General features: G+C 55.1%; 18 protein-coding genes. All 18 read right to left on the minus strand.

Annotated elements, in window-relative coordinates; genetic code table 11:
* Positions 1-35: 35 nt before the first annotated feature.
* The 18 genes from PSTEL_RS28035 to murG all read right to left on the minus strand — a co-directional run bounded on the left by PSTEL_RS28035 (position 36) and on the right by murG (position 15,142).
* A complete protein-coding gene (locus PSTEL_RS28035) occupies positions 36-266 on the minus strand; it encodes a hypothetical protein (RefSeq protein WP_169744606.1) in 231 nt (76 codons plus the stop codon).
* A gap of 81 nt (positions 267-347) precedes the next feature.
* A complete protein-coding gene (locus PSTEL_RS18610; protein ID WP_052098680.1) occupies positions 348-1,391 on the minus strand; it encodes an Rpn family recombination-promoting nuclease/putative transposase in 1,044 nt (347 codons plus the stop codon).
* Positions 1,336-1,509: a hypothetical protein gene (locus tag PSTEL_RS28040; protein WP_169744513.1), complete on the minus strand. Its 174-nt coding sequence runs from the start codon at positions 1,507-1,509 to the stop codon at positions 1,336-1,338. The genes PSTEL_RS18610 and PSTEL_RS28040 overlap by 56 nt, the downstream gene beginning before the upstream one ends.
* A 61-nt stretch (positions 1,510-1,570) precedes the next feature.
* Positions 1,571-2,056, minus strand: a complete 486-nt coding sequence (locus PSTEL_RS18615) for a DivIVA domain-containing protein (RefSeq protein ID WP_038697606.1) — start codon at positions 2,054-2,056, stop codon at positions 1,571-1,573.
* Positions 2,057-2,289: 233 nt separating this feature from the next.
* On the minus strand, positions 2,290-3,072 hold the full coding sequence (locus PSTEL_RS18620) for a YlmH family RNA-binding protein (RefSeq protein WP_038697608.1): 783 nt from the start codon (positions 3,070-3,072) through the stop codon (positions 2,290-2,292).
* Between the two features lie 3 nt (positions 3,073-3,075).
* A complete protein-coding gene (locus PSTEL_RS18625) occupies positions 3,076-3,345 on the minus strand; it encodes a YggT family protein (RefSeq protein WP_038697610.1) in 270 nt (89 codons plus the stop codon).
* A 7-nt stretch (positions 3,346-3,352) separates the two neighbouring features.
* Positions 3,353-3,802: a cell division protein SepF gene (locus PSTEL_RS18630; RefSeq protein ID WP_038697612.1), complete on the minus strand. Its 450-nt coding sequence runs from the start codon at positions 3,800-3,802 to the stop codon at positions 3,353-3,355.
* Positions 3,802-4,500, minus strand: coding sequence for a YggS family pyridoxal phosphate-dependent enzyme (locus PSTEL_RS28100; protein ID WP_038697614.1), 699 nt, complete (start codon positions 4,498-4,500; stop codon positions 3,802-3,804). Before PSTEL_RS28100 ends, PSTEL_RS18630 begins: the two co-directional genes overlap by 1 nt.
* Before the next feature lie 3 nt (positions 4,501-4,503).
* Positions 4,504-5,355, minus strand: a complete 852-nt coding sequence (gene pgeF / locus PSTEL_RS28105) for a peptidoglycan editing factor PgeF (protein ID WP_038697616.1) — start codon at positions 5,353-5,355, stop codon at positions 4,504-4,506.
* Positions 5,356-5,462: 107 nt separating this feature from the next.
* Positions 5,463-5,834: a YlmC/YmxH family sporulation protein gene (locus PSTEL_RS18645; protein ID WP_038697618.1), complete on the minus strand. Its 372-nt coding sequence runs from the start codon at positions 5,832-5,834 to the stop codon at positions 5,463-5,465.
* A 131-nt stretch (positions 5,835-5,965) separates the two neighbouring features.
* A complete protein-coding gene (sigG, locus tag PSTEL_RS18650) occupies positions 5,966-6,748 on the minus strand; it encodes an RNA polymerase sporulation sigma factor SigG (RefSeq protein WP_038697620.1) in 783 nt (260 codons plus the stop codon).
* Positions 6,749-6,891: 143 nt separating this feature from the next.
* A complete protein-coding gene (gene sigE, locus PSTEL_RS18655) occupies positions 6,892-7,611 on the minus strand; it encodes an RNA polymerase sporulation sigma factor SigE (RefSeq protein ID WP_038697622.1) in 720 nt (239 codons plus the stop codon).
* Positions 7,612-7,725: 114 nt separating this feature from the next.
* Positions 7,726-8,673 carry a sigma-E processing peptidase SpoIIGA gene (spoIIGA, locus tag PSTEL_RS18660; RefSeq protein ID WP_038697624.1) on the minus strand — a complete coding sequence of 316 codons (948 nt, stop codon included), beginning with the start codon at positions 8,671-8,673 and terminating at the stop codon, positions 7,726-7,728.
* A 223-nt stretch (positions 8,674-8,896) separates the two neighbouring features.
* Entirely contained in the window at positions 8,897-10,009 is a 1,113-nt protein-coding gene (gene ftsZ / locus PSTEL_RS18665; protein ID WP_038697626.1) for a cell division protein FtsZ, read from the minus strand.
* A gap of 60 nt (positions 10,010-10,069) precedes the next feature.
* A complete protein-coding gene (ftsA, locus tag PSTEL_RS18670; RefSeq protein WP_038697628.1) occupies positions 10,070-11,335 on the minus strand; it encodes a cell division protein FtsA in 1,266 nt (421 codons plus the stop codon).
* A 273-nt stretch (positions 11,336-11,608) separates the two neighbouring features.
* Entirely contained in the window at positions 11,609-12,361 is a 753-nt protein-coding gene (locus PSTEL_RS18675; protein WP_038697630.1) for a cell division protein FtsQ/DivIB, read from the minus strand.
* Positions 12,362-12,429: 68 nt separating this feature from the next.
* Complete coding sequence (murA, locus tag PSTEL_RS18680; RefSeq protein ID WP_038697631.1) at positions 12,430-13,713, minus strand: UDP-N-acetylglucosamine 1-carboxyvinyltransferase; 1,284 nt, start codon at positions 13,711-13,713, stop codon at positions 12,430-12,432.
* A gap of 319 nt (positions 13,714-14,032) precedes the next feature.
* The gene (murG, locus tag PSTEL_RS18685; protein ID WP_038697634.1) at positions 14,033-15,142 is read right to left on the minus strand and encodes an undecaprenyldiphospho-muramoylpentapeptide beta-N-acetylglucosaminyltransferase; all 1,110 of its coding nucleotides are present in this window, start codon (positions 15,140-15,142) and stop codon (positions 14,033-14,035) included.
* Positions 15,143-15,145: the final 3 nt, after the last annotated feature.

Consider the following 15,145-nt stretch of genomic DNA (forward strand, 5'->3'; position numbering starts at 1 on the left):
CCCCTAAGGGGCGAGGCGACGCTCGCGATACCACCCTAATTCCGCGCTGGCTCTGCCTTAACGGCACAGACAATCGCGATCTCAGCTCCCGCGCAAGTCACGCGGGTCCGGTGTAACGTCCGGTTGACGGCTCGCCTTACGCACGGAGGAAAAATCCGCTTCGGACTCGCTTCTTGGGGAGGATATTCCGGCATGGGATGAACATCGGCTTGCAGCAGGATGCCGACTCTCTGGGGATCACAGCCATGGCGTACTTGTCCCGTCATCGAATTCATATGATACGTTTCAGATATGTTATAGTTATAGCTTCTTTGACGTTAAATGTCAACAGGCGGGCGATACCGTAATTATTTTGTCTTTTGGCGCATCGCTTCAATCTGCTGGGAATCCAGCCCTGTTGCTTTGACGATTGTCGGGGTGTCGAGCCCGAGTGAAATCAGGTTCCGGGCCACCTTTTCTTTTTCCATCAACCGGCCCTGCTCAACACCTTGCTCGATCCCCTGTTCGATTCCTTGCTCAATGCCTTGCTCAATGCCTTGTTCAATACCTTCCTCATAACCCCAGCGTTTCCAAGCCGGCATCAATTCCATGATTTCTCTCGCCTCCTCTTCTTCGCCCATCTCACGCAGCTCGCGGACAATGGCTTCGTCTTCCTCCTGCGAGGGATCGTAGTACAAATCCGCAATCGACATAATAAGGGCTAGCCTGGCATCGTCCAATTCTCTGCGGAGCCGGAGCAGCATGCGCAAATATGCCGTCCGCAGTTCCCTTGCTTCCTTCTTAGTATATCTCATCTTCCCCAGCAGCGCAGCAGCTACCGGGTTGTCGGAGTTGATAAAATCCCGCCAATTGTTCCGCCTCAGCTTAACCTGCAGAAATTGAAACCGCAAAATATCATGTTCAGGCAATTTCATAACGAGAGTGTCCCGCTCCTCCCGCTCGTCATCCATCGTGAAAACCGCAATCGGAATCATCAGTCTATACTCGTTGCGATGCCTTTCGAACAAACGGCTGAAATAGATGAACATCCGCTCATGAAAGGTATCGTCCCGGTAGGATTGAGGTTCCAGGTGCACCAGCACAAAGGCGGCGCCCTCGCGAATCCGGGTTTCAAGCAGCAAATCCAGTTGCCGCGCTTCCTGGCCCACAATATCAACAAGCAGTTCCTGTTGCAAAAAACGGGTGTGACCGTGATCCAACTGGCAGGCGAGTTCTGGCAGAAACAGTTCGAGAAATTCTGCGAAAAAAGTCTGCAGCAGCTTTTTGAACGCTTCATCATGGGGTGTCTGCGATGATTCCCCAGAGTGCTGCGTCTTCCCGGTTTTACTCCGGTCTTCACCCCGACCGGCGCTGTTTAAGATTGAATCGGGCTTCCCATTCCGATGTCCCATCCTTGTCCTGTTCCTCCCCCTCTCTGATCGAAATCCGCTTAATTAACACAATTAACGCGAAAAAGCCGACCGTCCCCTTCATGGGAACGATCGGCATATGCTGTATGACCGATAACATACGGCTGCGCTGCCGCATGCTGAATATAAAATTCATGGCGAATCCCGGTTTGGATTTCCCCTTAAAATACCTCTTCTTTGACCTCGCGGCTCTCCAGCGCGTCCCAATCATCCTGGGACAGCAACTCCAATTGCGCTTCCACAAGCGTCCGGAACCGGGTGCGGTAGATCGAAGCCTGCTTACGCAGCTCTTCGGTCTCAATCGCAATTTTGCGCGATTTGGACAGCGCCTCGTTGATAATCCGGTCCGCGTTCTTCTCCGCTTCCTTGATGATCAGCTGGCTTTCCTTCTTGGCGTTGTTCTTCACTTCATCGGCAGCCTCCTGGGCTACGATAATCGTCTTCGACAAAGTATCCTCGATGTTCGTGAAATGGTCAAGCCGCTCCTGGAGCGCCAGAAGCTGGTTGTTCAGCTCCTTGTTCTCCCGGATGACACTCTCGTAGTCCTTGATAACCTGATCAAGAAACTCATTGACCTCGTCTTCATCATAACCTCGGAGCCGCCGGGCAAACTCCTTGTTATGTATATCGAGCGGCGTTAATGGCATGCTGTGCACCTCCTAGAAATTTCGGGCCGGTTACGCCCTGCCGTCCATTCATCCCTCAGGATGAAGAAGTAAGTCTGAGCAACCAAGTTCGGGACAGGACGAGCGGCCCTCTTCACCTGCCGGATTCACGAAAATCTGCTCTCCAACAATTATCGGCGTCCAGCTCCGCAAATGTTAGCTGCCCTATAGAGTTAATCAATTTCGACAAGCCATGAGAAATTCCTGCAAGAAATTTATACAAATTTCCCGACCTTGACCCGGTAACGGCCTTTCTTGGTCAGGCTTCCGACCTCAAGCATCTTGAAACGGCCAAAGCCCTGAACGGAGACGACATCGCCTTCCTTCAAATGACTGGACGGATCTTCTTCTACCTTCCAATTTACCCGCACACGTCCCGCCTTAATCGGGGCGAGGATTTTGCTCCGGCTCAGGCGGACCACATCGGCGGCAATGCCGTCGAGGCGCAGCGAGGAGACGGTTAGCTCCACCGGGTCCAGCTTGACCTCGGCTGTCTTAAGTGCCGAGACGGGAAGGACCTCTACGCTTACCGAAGCGCGGCCGACGCTGCTCAGATGAAGAGCTAAATAATCGGCGATATCCGACGTCACTACGGCATGACAGCCGCCGGGAAGGACGTGAATATCGCCGATTTTGCTGCGCTTGATTCCGAGTCCCAGGAGGGAACCCATATAATCTCCATGCTCCAGGTCAGACTGCTTCTGTTCTTCCGGTACGATGTTCAGAACCTGCAGTCCCAAGTCTTCGCCGTCCAAACTGCGGTAATCCGGCGCGATTAGAGCCCTTCTGCGCTCCGCTTCCTCATGTCCGCCGTCCCATTTGACCTGGACGTCCGGATGCCGGTTAACCAGAGTATGCAGAATATAACCCTGACGGGGATCGAGAAAATCGGTCAGCTTGGCTTCATGATACCGCGCTGCGTTCTCCACCCACTCATAGGCCTGGTCCACAAACGGCCGTTCATCAGGGTGAAAATGTCCATTGATATCGTTCTTCATAGGCTATGCGATCAGGTAGTTCAGAACCGCGACGAGCCCTCTCATCGCCAGCTCCAGAACGAACAGTGCGACAATGGGCGAGAAGTCGATCGTGCCGAACAGGGGCGGAATGATCCGCCGGAAAGGCCGGAGATACGGTTCAACCAGCTTGCCCAGCAGCTCTCCGATAAAATTGTCGCGGACGTTGGGGAGCCAGGACATCAGTACGTAGAAGAGAATCATATAGAAATAGATATTGTACAGTATGTTTATTATTGAATAGATTTGGGGCAACGCCCATTCACCTCATTCTGTTATAGTCTTGGTCGTCTGCCAGGATTTCCGAAATGGATCCTTGAATTTCCACTGTATCCGGCGTGCAGAGGAAAATGTTGCCGCCGATCTTGGAAATGCCGCCGCCCAGGGCGTACACTGTTCCGCTCAGGAAATCGATGATCCGCATCGCCTGATCGTTGCGGACCCGCTGGAGATTGACGACCACGGTTCGGTGCGAGCGGAGATGGTCGGCGATTTCCTGGGCTTCGTCATACGACCGCGGCTCATACAGCACAACCTTCACGTTCTTCTGCGAATGGATACTGACCACATTGCCTGCCCGCTGATTTTTGCGATGCTCGACCGGAGCCGGCGCCAGTTCCTCTTCCTCATGCTGCGTTAGCGCCTCGCGTTCAACGACCTCTTCCTCTTCCTGCAAGCCCAAAAAACTCATAAACCGGTTCATCACGCCCATTACGATCCCTCCTCATGGCCTACCAACACCGTACCCAGGCGAACCCAGGTGGCTCCTTCTTCAATCGCCACTTCAAAATCGTTCGACATTCCCATCGACAGCTCCGTAATCGGCTCCGGCGTCAGTTCAAGACCATTAAGCTTGTCCCTCAACTCGCGAAGACCGCGGAAGACGGGCCGCGTAAGCTCCGGATCTTCTTCATGCGGCGCCATGGTCATCAGTCCGATCACCTTGAGGTTGTTGTAACCCGCGATCTCCCGCAAAAAATCAGGCATCTTCTCCGGTTCCAGCCCGAATTTGGTATCCTCGCCGGAGATGTTCACCTGAATAAACACCTTGACGTCAATACCAGCCGCCTCCGCCTTGCGCTGAAGCTCCTTCGCCAGCGACAAGCGATCCAGTGAGTGAATATATTGAAACTTGCCGATAACGTCTTTTACCTTATTAGTCTGCAGATGCCCGATAAAATGCCAGGTCCCCCGGTTCCCGAGCGCCTTCCACTTGTTCTCCGCATCCTGCCAGCGGCTCTCTCCGATATCCTGAAGCCCGCCATCCAGTACGGCAGACGTCTTCTCGAGCGACACATATTTGGTCACGGCGATTACTGTAACGTCCTGGCTGCTGCGTCCGCTTCTTTCGCAGGCGCGCTTAACGCGCCGGCTGACTTCGGCTATTCTTTCCTGCAATGTCGAGGACAACGGTCAACTCTCCTTTATTCCGATCAAACTCGCCATTCGTCCCGTCACTCCATTTTCCTTACGGAAGGAGAAGAACAAATCGCGATTACAGCTTGTACACCAAGATGTAGTTTCGATATGAGTCGTCAATATTCCTGCTTTTATCATAATGCGTCGGTTCAATTCTTTCAAGTTAAGCAGCATTTTGCCGGCATTTGCTCCCGAAGGGCGGTACAGTACCTCCGCGCCTTTTTCCACTGGCGGAAGGCTGCCTTCCAGCGCGCGGACGCGGTCCATAACGAAGTCGTCGACCTCGTAGCAGCAGCCGCCGATGCTTGGACCGATTGCGGCGCGGATTTCCTCCGGTCTGCTGCCATAGGTCTCCTCCATCTGCCGGACCATTGCAAGCGCGATTTCAGCCACCGTACCTTTCCAGCCTGCATGGGCAAGGCCGACGGCGCCCAAGACAGGATCGCAGAAATAGAGCGGCACGCAGTCCGCATAGAAGGAGGTAAGCAGAACGCCGGGTACATTGGTCAACAGGCCGTCTGTGTTCTGAAAGGCCGAAGACCGGTCCAGGCTGCCCCTCCCTCTGTCTTCCTCTCTTACGACCGCAATGTCCGCTCCGTGTACCTGCTCGCCGCATGTCCAGTCTTTCAGCGCGAAGCCGAGAGTCCCGGCGACCGTCTCCCGGTTCGAGATGACATCCTCCGGAATGTCTCCGACATGAAAGGCACAGTTCAAGCTCGTGTACGGTTCAGAGCTGATGCCACCGCTCCTTCCGGTGAAGCCCGCTACAAGTCCCGGATAAAGCCCTCTCCAAGGCTGCAGTTCATAAAGAGCCGGCTCTTTTTTCAACCTAACAAATGGTTCCATTCTCTCACCCCGCCTTTAAGTGTATCATAAGTCACGATGCGGCTTCATACAGCTTCTTCGTATATACGGAAAAAGAAAGAGCGGGTTTCCTCGTGACCTGACGTTGGTTAATAGGCGCGGCGTTCACTCCGTTCATTTCGATCATTCCGCTCATTCCGGTCCTCGCGCTGCAGCACCAGAATCTCCCGATCTTCGGTTTCCTGGGAAGGACGCGGTTCCTCCATTTTAACCAGCACCACATCGGAGCCGATCTTGACGATATTCCGCCACGGGATCACGAGATCTGCGCCTCCGCCGAACAGTCCGAGAAATCTTGTATAGCCTGGCACAACGATCGCCTCGATAACGCCACGCCGAAGATCAAGCTCCAGATCGCTGATCTGGCCCAGCCGCCGTCCGTCAACCACGTTAATGACGTCCTTGGCCTGGAAGTCGGATATCCTCATTTTTTTACCCCCAGCCGCCGTTTCCTGATTCATGTCCCCCACCTCTTGCACGCGTATATCCATACTATATGTCCGGGCGGCTTGGACGCATTCATTAAAAAAACAACCCCACCTTCGGGAATGCCCCGGGTGGGATTGAATATGCCGTAAGCTTTCGTATTTACTTAGGATTTCACATGCTTCTGCATCTGCTGGATCGCCGATTTCTCCAGACGGGAGACCTGGGCCTGGGAAATGCCGATTTCCTCGGCTACCTCCATCTGGGTCTTCCCCTCAAAGAAACGCATCGACAGAATGCGTTTCTCGCGCTGTCCGAGACGCCGCATCGCTTCCCGCAGGGCGATTTCCTCAATCCAGGAGACGTCCTTGTTCTTGTCGTCGCTGATCTGGTCCATTACATAAATGGGGTCTCCCCCATCATGATAGATCGGCTCGAAGAGGGACACAGGATCCTGAATCGCATCCAACGCGAAGACCACATCTTCTTTGGGAACACCAAGCGCCTCCGATATTTCGAAAATGGTGGGTTCCCGTGAATTTTGGTTGGTCAGGCTGTCCCGAACCTGCAGCGCCTTGTAGGCGATATCCCTGAGGGAACGGGAGACGCGAATCGGATTGTTATCTCTTAAGTACCTGCGAATCTCGCCGATAATCATCGGAACGGCATAAGTGGAGAATTTAACGTTCTGCGATAAATCAAAGTTATCGATGGCCTTCATCAGCCCGATGCAGCCCACCTGAAACAGGTCATCCACATACTCCCCCCGGTTATTGAACCGCTGAATGACGCTGAGGACCAGCCTCAGGTTGCCGTTCACCAATTTCTCTCTGGCGGATTTCTCGCCCTGCTGCTGCAGCAAAGTGAACAGTTCACGCATTTCCACGTTCGTCAGAACGGGCAGCTTGGCGGTGTCCACTCCGCATATCTCGACTTTGTTTCGGGTCATGATGATTAACCTCCCAAGGAGAAACATTACTGTACATTATCTCCCCGGCAGGCCATTTTATTCCTTGCTTGTACCCTTGAGCGGAGCGGCCGGATTCTTGGATGCACGTCCCTTGATCAGGGCACCGGCTCGCCTTCAGACGATTACACCATCTTGTTGAACTCCTTGCGAAGGCGCTTGATAATTCTTTTCTCAAGACGGGAAATGTAGGACTGGGAAATACCGAGAAGATCCGCCACATCCTTCTGCGTCTTCTCCTCTCCGCCCCGAAGCCCGAAGCGCAGCTCCATAATAAGCCGTTCCCGCTCGCTCAGCTTCTCCAGTGCCTTCTGCAGCAGCTTGCGGTCTACCTGCTCCTCAATATTCCGGTAAATGGTGTCGTTCTCCGTCCCCAGCACATCCGATAGCAGCAGCTCATTCCCATCCCAGTCGATATTCAGCGGTTCGTCAAAAGACACCTCGCTGCGCGTCTTGTTGTTGCGTCGCAGGTACATCAGGATCTCATTCTCGATGCAGCGGGACGCGTAAGTGGCCAGCTTGATCTTCTTCTCGGGATCAAAGGTATTAACCGCCTTAATGAGGCCGATCGCACCGATAGAGACCAGATCCTCGATATTGATTCCGGTATTCTCAAATTTGCGCGCAATGTAGACTACCAGGCGCAGATTCCGCTCGATCAGCATGGCTCTGACGGCTGAATCGCCGCTTGGGAGCCGCTGAAGCAAATAATCCTCTTCTTCACGGGTCAGTGGCGGGGGCAGCGCCTCGCTGCCGCCGATATAGTAGATTTCCTGGCTTTTCAGCCCCAGCAGAAACAGCACGCGGTAATACTGGAGCTGAAAGGCCAGTCTCCATTTGATCATCGTTGTTCCTCCTTCCAGAAGTTCGGACAAGCAGGCTTGTAACATTCGCTCCGCTGTCCGGGAGAATGAAGATGGCATCGGCGTTCCGGAAGCCATGCTGCACATATTCCCCGGTCAGGCAGCGCCTCCCGGGTCCTCGGCTGATGTTCCCTCCGCCAGATCGGGATGGATAATCGCCTGGTAGGCTCCCTCCGAGGACAGGGTTCCGCCATCCAGCCCGATAAGCACCTTGCGGTGGCTGAAGGTGTCTCCTCCCAGCGTGACCTCCACCGCATCGGGCTTCAGGGCGAGCATGAACGAAGCCGACCGGTTGACTCCCCTGTACGGTACAAGCCTCAGCCGGTCGCGCCAGGCAAAGGACTGCCCGTCCAGTTCCAGCACCAGCTGCTCGGCGCCTTCCTGCGAGATTCGCCCTTTCCAGCCTGGCGGCAAATAATCTTCCCAAAGCGATGCCTCCATGACCATGACCGGTGTCCGGGTCAGCGGATCATAGAGCCGGTTGCCGGTATCGAGGAGCCCGGGGCAGCACACGGACACCCCGCCGATCTCCACCTTTACCGAGCCGATAAAGGTCTCAAGCTTCTCTCTCTTCGCCCGTGAAGAGAGGACGGCTTTGTAGCAGCCAAGCACAGCCAGCAGTACGGCCAGGATGAACCAGAAGCCGATTTTTAGCCGGTAGGCATAGCCTCCCGCAGCGGTATAGAGAATGCCGTTCCAGATGTCGCCTGAGCTTTGCAGCAAATAGTGAACACCAATCACACCGCCCGCTGCCGCAAAATTGATGATATAGAACGCGCCAAGATTTCTCATGAAGCTTTGCAGGCTCCTCCATCCGAATGCGGTCAAGAGCATGATCAGGGACAGTCCGAATTTGATCAGAAAGGTGTACAGAAATGATAGCTCGGGAACAAACATCATCACCACATACAACGCACCGACCAGCGCGGACAGCCAAAGCCTCCACCAGCGGATCTTGATCTTAACCATCCAACCTGTCAATCCCAGCAGTACAGCGTCGATCAGCAGATTGGCGGCAAAAATCAAATCGATATAAACGACCATCTCCTCACCTCTGCCATATGTAATGTCCTGCGGGCACACAGGCTTGGCTCACGGTCTTTAGCTGCGATAGGAATAGTATAGAAAGTTCAAGGTTCAAAGTCTGTCTAAACGTAGGGGAGGAAGTGAAGGTTTTTTTGTCGAGATTTATGGGATGACGGCATTAAAAAAAACGGCTTTCACCCAAGTTAAGGTGAAAGCCGTTTGGAGAGGCAAAGGTCTAGGCTTACTCGTGATTGCCCCGTGAACGGTTGCGGAGGAAGGTTGGAATGTCGAGCTGATCCGAGCTCGTCTGATTGCCGAATGGACGGAGATTGTTATTCTTGTCCACTGCCGGCTCACTTTGAGTCGCGGATGGACGGCGTCCCGGCACAGCAGGGGCTCCCTTGTGCTCGAAGCCTGTCGCAATGACGGTAACCTTGATTTCGTCCTTCATGCTCTCCTCGATAATGGCACCGAAGATCATATTGACTTCGGGATCGGAGGCAGAGGTCACGATTTCGGCCGCTTCGTTCACTTCATAGAGCGAAAGATTGGAGCCGCCGGTAATATTCATGATAACGCCGCGCGCGCCCTCAATCGAGGTTTCCAAGAGCGGGCTCATAATGGCTTTGCGTGCAGCTTCGGAGGCGCGGTTCTCGCCGGTCGCGATACCGATACCCATCAGAGCCGAGCCCCGCTCGGTCATAATCGTCTTGACGTCGGCGAAGTCAAGGTTGATCAAGCCGGGAACGGCGATGAGATCCGAGATGCCTTGAACCGCCTGCCGGAGAACATTGTCCGCTTCGCGGAACGCTTCCAGCATCGGAGTCTTCTTGTCGACAATCTCAAGGAGGCGGTCATTCGGGATCACGATCAGCGTATCGACCTTCTCCTTCAGCGCCTCAATGCCGAGTTCTGCCTGGTTGGAACGCTTGCGGCCTTCAAAGGTGAAGGGACGCGTCACGACGCCTACGGTAAGCGCGCCGCATTCCTTGGCGATTTCTGCGATGACCGGCGCAGCTCCTGTACCGGTGCCGCCGCCCATACCAGCGGTTACAAATACCATATCCGCTCCCTTGAGCGTGTTCGAAATCAAATCGCGGGACTCTTCGGCCGCCTTCTTGCCGACTTCAGGGTTGGCGCCAGCTCCCAGCCCGCGTGTCAGCTTGTCCCCGATTTGCAATTTATGCTCCGATTTGGCCATATGCAGCGCCTGGGCGTCTGTATTTACCGTGATGAATTCCACGCCCTGAACGCCGTTTTCAATCATCCGGTTGACAGCATTGCTGCCGCCGCCGCCAACGCCGATGACCTTGATCTGCGCCAAGCTCTCCATTTCAAAATCAAATTCCAACATAATGTTCCCTCTCCCCCTCAAAGTGCTTGGATGGCCGGTCCAAGTAGTTCTGGACGTTCGCTATATGAAATCGCTGAAAATATTTTTTAAACGTTCCACAAATCCCTGCTTCGGAGCCGCTTCCTGGCTCGGAGCTGCGCTTGGCTTGCTGCTGCGGTTCACTGTCTTCTTGTTCGCGCTGGCGCCTGCAGTGCGGCCGCGGTAGCTGCGAACGACATGATGCAGAATGCCCACGCCGCCGGTATATCCGGGGTCCCGAACCCCGATATAATCGGGAACCGCGATCCGGACGGAAGCCGAAAGCTCCGACTGCGCCGCCTTAAGCACACCCGGCATGGATACAGTACCACCCGTTAGTATATAACCTCCGGGGAGGTCGGTAAACCCGAGACGCTTCACTTCCTGGCGGATCAGCTGGAAAATCTCCTGCACGCGCGGCTCGATAATCGCGGCCAGATCCTCCTGGTTGAACTCCTTCTCCACGTTGCTGCCGATGCGCAGCACCTTGAAGACGACATCAGATGCCGCGTCCTCGATCCAGGCGCAGCCGTATTTCAGCTTGACCTTCTCAGCCTGGTCAGTCAACGTGCGCAGACCGTAGGCAATATCATTCGTTACAAATTCTCCGCCGATCGGTATAGTGGAGGTTGCAATCAGGGAACCTTCTTCATATACGGCTATCGTCGTAGCGCCTGCCCCGATATCGACCAGCACCGCCCCCATCGACTTCTCGTCTTTGGATAACGCTAACCCGCCGGCTCCGAGAGACATCAGCACCAGGTCTTTGATCTTCAAACCCGATTTCTCCACACAGCGCAGCAGGTTATGTATGGGTGTCTTGGCGCCGGTCACGATGGTGGCTTCCACTTCAAGGCGGACGCCAATCATGCCCCGCGGGTCCTGAATGCCTTCAAGACCATCGACGATATATTGCTTGGCGACGACGTCGATCACCTCGCGTTCCGGCGGAAGCGCAATTACCTCGGCCGCTTTCAGAACACGCAGAATGTCTTCTTCGCCGATTTCGCGATCTTCATTCTGCACGGCTACGACGCCATGGCTGGATTGCAGACCGATATGGTTGCCGGAAATGCCGACATACACTTCGGATATTTGAATGCCCACCATTTGCTCGGCGTGCTGGATCGCGTTCTTGATGGACTGGACCGTCTGGTCAATATCCACGATCGCGCCCTTGCGAATGCCTTCCGAGTCGGCAGATCCTACACCGATAATATTCAAGGTTCCGTTGGTTACTTCCCCGATTATTGCCCGAACTTTGGATGTACCGATGTCCAAACTAACAATGATGTCATTGTTGCTCAAGCCCTATGGCACCTCCTGTTTGACGTAATGGTTTCCATATCTTCGATTAGGTACGGTATACGTCTTTCTACTAATTCCACCATGCCTAATCCTTTCCCTCTTTTTTCTACAAATTTTTTAAACGGTATGAAGCGCTCTAAACTGGAAAATAATCCAAGAAAGAAAGAATTCGAGGAGTCTCAGCGCTATTAAAAAATCCGAAGAAAAAAGAGGGATAAAACATTATAGCCCATAAAACCGATTGTAGCATTTTTTATCCCTTATGAGTAGGGGCTAATTCTCTTCCTCTTCATTGTTTGTTTCAGGTATGAAAGGAACATAGGAATCGGCTTCCAGCATGGTAATGGTTCCGGGGCTGTTCGTCTCGATGACCTCGTTCAAATACCCCACCTTATCCTTCAGCAGTGAAACGGCCGTGATGACCTCAAACCTTGAGCGGGTATACAGCTTGATCCGGTCCGGAAAAGAAGGCGTCGGCGAGGGAACGATCTCCGATATGTCGCTGGTCAGCTCGTTCGGGATGTCCGCAAGCGCCGCGCACAGCTTGGACCGGTAAGGATCGGACGGCTTCCACCCGGTAAGAATCGGCTTCTCCACGGCAATTCCGCTATCATCGATCGACACCGAAGCTCCGCTGGACAGAATCGCCTTCAAGCTTCCCGAGGTATCGATTTCATAAGCAACGGCTGGATATTCCGTTATCTGGACGGTAATAGTGCCCGGAAAAGACTTCTCAACCATCGCTTTCTGCACCGTCTTCAGACTCTGAAGCGACTCTGCCACCTTCTCCTTCGAGACGGCGAAGTATTGTCCGCCCTTCTTGAGCCCGCTCTGCTTCAGCAGCTCCTCCTGAGTGGAATACTTGCTGCCGAGAAAGTCTATCTCCGTGATCCGGCTCGCCGGGGAACGGAAGAAGACAACGCCCAGCAGCGCGGCGAAGAGCAGCATCAGGATCACTGTGAGTTTTCGGCTCTTTTTCTTCTTGGGCTTGTCCTCTTGCAGGACAGGCATCCTCGTATTTGTCATGACCACTTCTCCGTAGTTAAAGCTCTGCCCCCTCCGCCAGCAATTAAGCCGGAGGAGGGCAGAGACGATTAATTGGCCAGATCGATCGGCCCTGGCACGGGCGTCTTGCGGATAATTCGGGCGCCCAGCTTCCGGAACAAGTGCTCGATGCCGTCATAGCCTCTGTCAATATGATGCGCCTGCTCCACGACGGTTGTTCCCTGTGCGGCCAGTCCGGCGATGACAAGCGCGGCGCCGGCCCGCAAATCAGTTGCCTCAACGGTTGCACCGTACAGGCGCTTGACGCCGCGGATAAATGCACGGTTCAGATCCGTCGTAATATCGGCTCCCATTCGCACCATTTCTTCCACATGCTTGAATCTGCCCTCAAAGACCGTTTCTTTGATAACGCTGAAGCCGTCCGCCAGCGCCAGCAACACCATGATCTGCGACTGCAGATCCGTCGGAAACGACGGATAGGGCGAGGTTACGATCCGCTCCACCGCACGGGGGCGTCCCATACAACTGATATTAATTATATCATTGCAGACCGAGATTTGAACACCGGCGCGCTTCAGTACATGAATCAGAGCGTTCAGGTGCCCGGCATTCGTATGGGTAAGCGTCACGTCTCCCCGGGTCGCCGCGGCGGCGATCATGACGGTGCCCGCGACGATGCGGTCGGGGATTACTTCATACCGGCAGGGCCGCAGGGTCTGAACGCCCTGAACCGTAATCGTGTCGGTGCCCGCGCCGATAATCGAGGCTCCCATCGCATTCAGGAAATTTTGAAGATCCTGAATTTCCGGCTCTCTCGCCGCCCCCGTGATCGTCGTCGTGCCCTCTGCGGTCGCAGCCGCCATCATGATATTCTCGGTCGCGCCGACGCTCGGATAATCCAGATGAATGTCTGCGCCCTTCAAGCGTTCGGCCCGGCAGCGGATCTTGCCTCCGGACTCTTCGATTTCCGCCCCCAGCGACTGCAGTCCGCGCAGATGAAGATCGATCTTGCGCTCGCCGATCGCGCAGCCGCCCGGCTGATAGATCGTAACCTCCCCGAACCTCGCCAGCAGAGGCCCCATCAGGAAGATGGAAGACCGCATCTGCTTCATCAGATCCTCCGGCACATGGGAGGAGCATGCCGTTGACGTATCCACCGTTACGGCATCCCCGTCATGTTCGGCAACGCAGCCGAGCCGTTCCAAAATCGCCAGCATGGTGTAAATGTCCAGCAGCTTCGGCACGTTCCCCAACGAGTGAACGCCTTCGGCAAGCAGACTCGCCGCCAGAATCGGCAGCGCCGCGTTCTTTGCTCCATGGATACGAATGGTGCCGGACAGGGGAATTCCGCCCTCAATCACCAATTTGTCCAATGTGTCACCTCCGAGATTACCGCTCACCCCCTGCTCCATGGTGCACAGATGCCTGGTCCAGGACGCTCAGGCCGTCAGGGTCGGCCGCCTGCCGGAAGACGCGCGGCGCTGAATTGGCCGGCAGGCGCGGTGAGCGCGCCTTTTGCCTATCCGCGGCAAGCAGCTCTGGGTGATTGTCACGATTTATAAGATATCGTATGTAGCAGCTCTCAGGTGTGTGACAGAACGGCGTACAGGCGGACGCTGCCTTGGGCCGTATAAGACCGGCCAGGCTTGCGTGAAGCCCGAAAAGTCCGAAATCCCAACCGTGGAATAGCTCTTACTTTCGCGCGGCCAACCGGCGAAGCTCGTGCACAATCACTCCGGCGGAATCCCGCTTGCCCAGCTTCCGCGAGGCCTCCGACATTGACCGGCGAAGCTCTCCGTTACTCGTGATGGAAGAGACCGATCGATACAGCGACTCTCCGGTCAAATCCTTCTCCAGAATGACGACGGACGCTCCCGCCTTCTCCAGCTGGCGCGCATTGGCTTCCTGGTGGTTGTTCGTGACGTTGGGCGAAGGAATCAGCACGGAAGGTATCCCGAGAGCCGTAATCTCCGCCAGAAACGACGCTCCCGCGCGGTTCACAATAAGCGACGTGCACGCAAGTACCTCCGGCATATTGTGGATGTAGGGAACGACATGCAGCCAGTTCGGCAGGCTGCCCAGCTTCTCCCGCAGCTGCTTGCGCGTGTCTTCGAAGTAAGGCTCGCCAGTAACGTACACGTAATGCACATTCGGCTCTTTCTTGGTCAAGGGCGCCATTCCGATCATCGCCTCGTTGATCGCCTTCGCTCCGCGGCTTCCTCCGACCACCAGCACGACCGTACTGTTCTCGGGGATGCCCAATGAAGCGTATCCCCGCTTCGGATTGGCCGCGCTGACTGTGGTCGCCCGGGGGTTGCCGGTGTAGATGACTCTCTTGCCTCCCGGAAAAGCCGACTCCGTTCCTTCAAAGCTGACGGCTACCGTACTGGCATACCGGCTCAGGAACTTGTTGGTCAGGCCCGGGATCGCATTCTGCTCATGAATAAGCGTGGGAATGCCAAGCTTGGACGCCGCGTAGACGACGGGCCCGCACACGTAGCCGCCCGTCCCCACGACGACATCAGGCTTGAACTCCTTCAGCATCTTCTTGGATTCCCGGACACCCTTGAGAAACCGCATGACGGTCTTCACATTGTCCAGGGACAGACTTCTGCGGAATCCGGTGATGTCGATCGCGCGGAACGGAAGATTCTCCTGGGGGACCAGCTTGCTCTCCAGCCCTCTTGTTCCGCCGATATATAAAAACGCGGAGGGCTCTTCCTCCGCTTCCAGCTGCCTGGCGACGGCGACGGCGGGATAAATATGCCCTCCCGTTCCGCCACCGCTTAATACGATACGCATGTT

It is taken from the genome of Paenibacillus stellifer (genome assembly GCF_000758685.1).
GTDB classification, from domain to species: Bacteria; Bacillota; Bacilli; order Paenibacillales; family Paenibacillaceae; genus Paenibacillus_AQ; species Paenibacillus_AQ stellifer.

Bases quoted from the DNA above. Each gene is read 5' to 3' on its own strand.
- spoIIGA (WP_038697624.1), bottom strand. From the start codon at position 8,673: ATGGTCGTTTATATCGATTTGATTTTTGCCGCCAATCTGCTGATCGAC.
- PSTEL_RS18675 (WP_038697630.1), bottom strand. From the start codon at position 12,361: ATGACAAATACGAGGATGCCTGTCCTGCAAGAGGACAAGCCCAAGAAG.
- pgeF (WP_038697616.1), bottom strand. From the start codon at position 5,355: ATGGAACCATTTGTTAGGTTGAAAAAAGAGCCGGCTCTTTATGAACTG.
- PSTEL_RS18645 (WP_038697618.1), bottom strand. From the start codon at position 5,834: ATGAATCAGGAAACGGCGGCTGGGGGTAAAAAAATGAGGATATCCGAC.
- PSTEL_RS18610 (WP_052098680.1), bottom strand. From the start codon at position 1,391: ATGGGACATCGGAATGGGAAGCCCGATTCAATCTTAAACAGCGCCGGT.
- PSTEL_RS18615 (WP_038697606.1), bottom strand. From the start codon at position 2,056: ATGCCATTAACGCCGCTCGATATACATAACAAGGAGTTTGCCCGGCGG.
- PSTEL_RS28035 (WP_169744606.1), bottom strand. From the start codon at position 266: ATGACGGGACAAGTACGCCATGGCTGTGATCCCCAGAGAGTCGGCATC.
- PSTEL_RS18630 (WP_038697612.1), bottom strand. From the start codon at position 3,802: ATGGGCGTGATGAACCGGTTTATGAGTTTTTTGGGCTTGCAGGAAGAG.
- murG (WP_038697634.1), bottom strand. From the start codon at position 15,142: ATGCGTATCGTATTAAGCGGTGGCGGAACGGGAGGGCATATTTATCCC.
- PSTEL_RS28040 (WP_169744513.1), bottom strand. From the start codon at position 1,509: ATGTTATCGGTCATACAGCATATGCCGATCGTTCCCATGAAGGGGACG.
- sigE (WP_038697622.1), bottom strand. From the start codon at position 7,611: ATGATCAAATGGAGACTGGCCTTTCAGCTCCAGTATTACCGCGTGCTG.
- ftsZ (WP_038697626.1), bottom strand. From the start codon at position 10,009: ATGTTGGAATTTGATTTTGAAATGGAGAGCTTGGCGCAGATCAAGGTC.
- sigG (WP_038697620.1), bottom strand. From the start codon at position 6,748: ATGACCCGAAACAAAGTCGAGATATGCGGAGTGGACACCGCCAAGCTG.
- PSTEL_RS18620 (WP_038697608.1), bottom strand. From the start codon at position 3,072: ATGAAGAACGATATCAATGGACATTTTCACCCTGATGAACGGCCGTTT.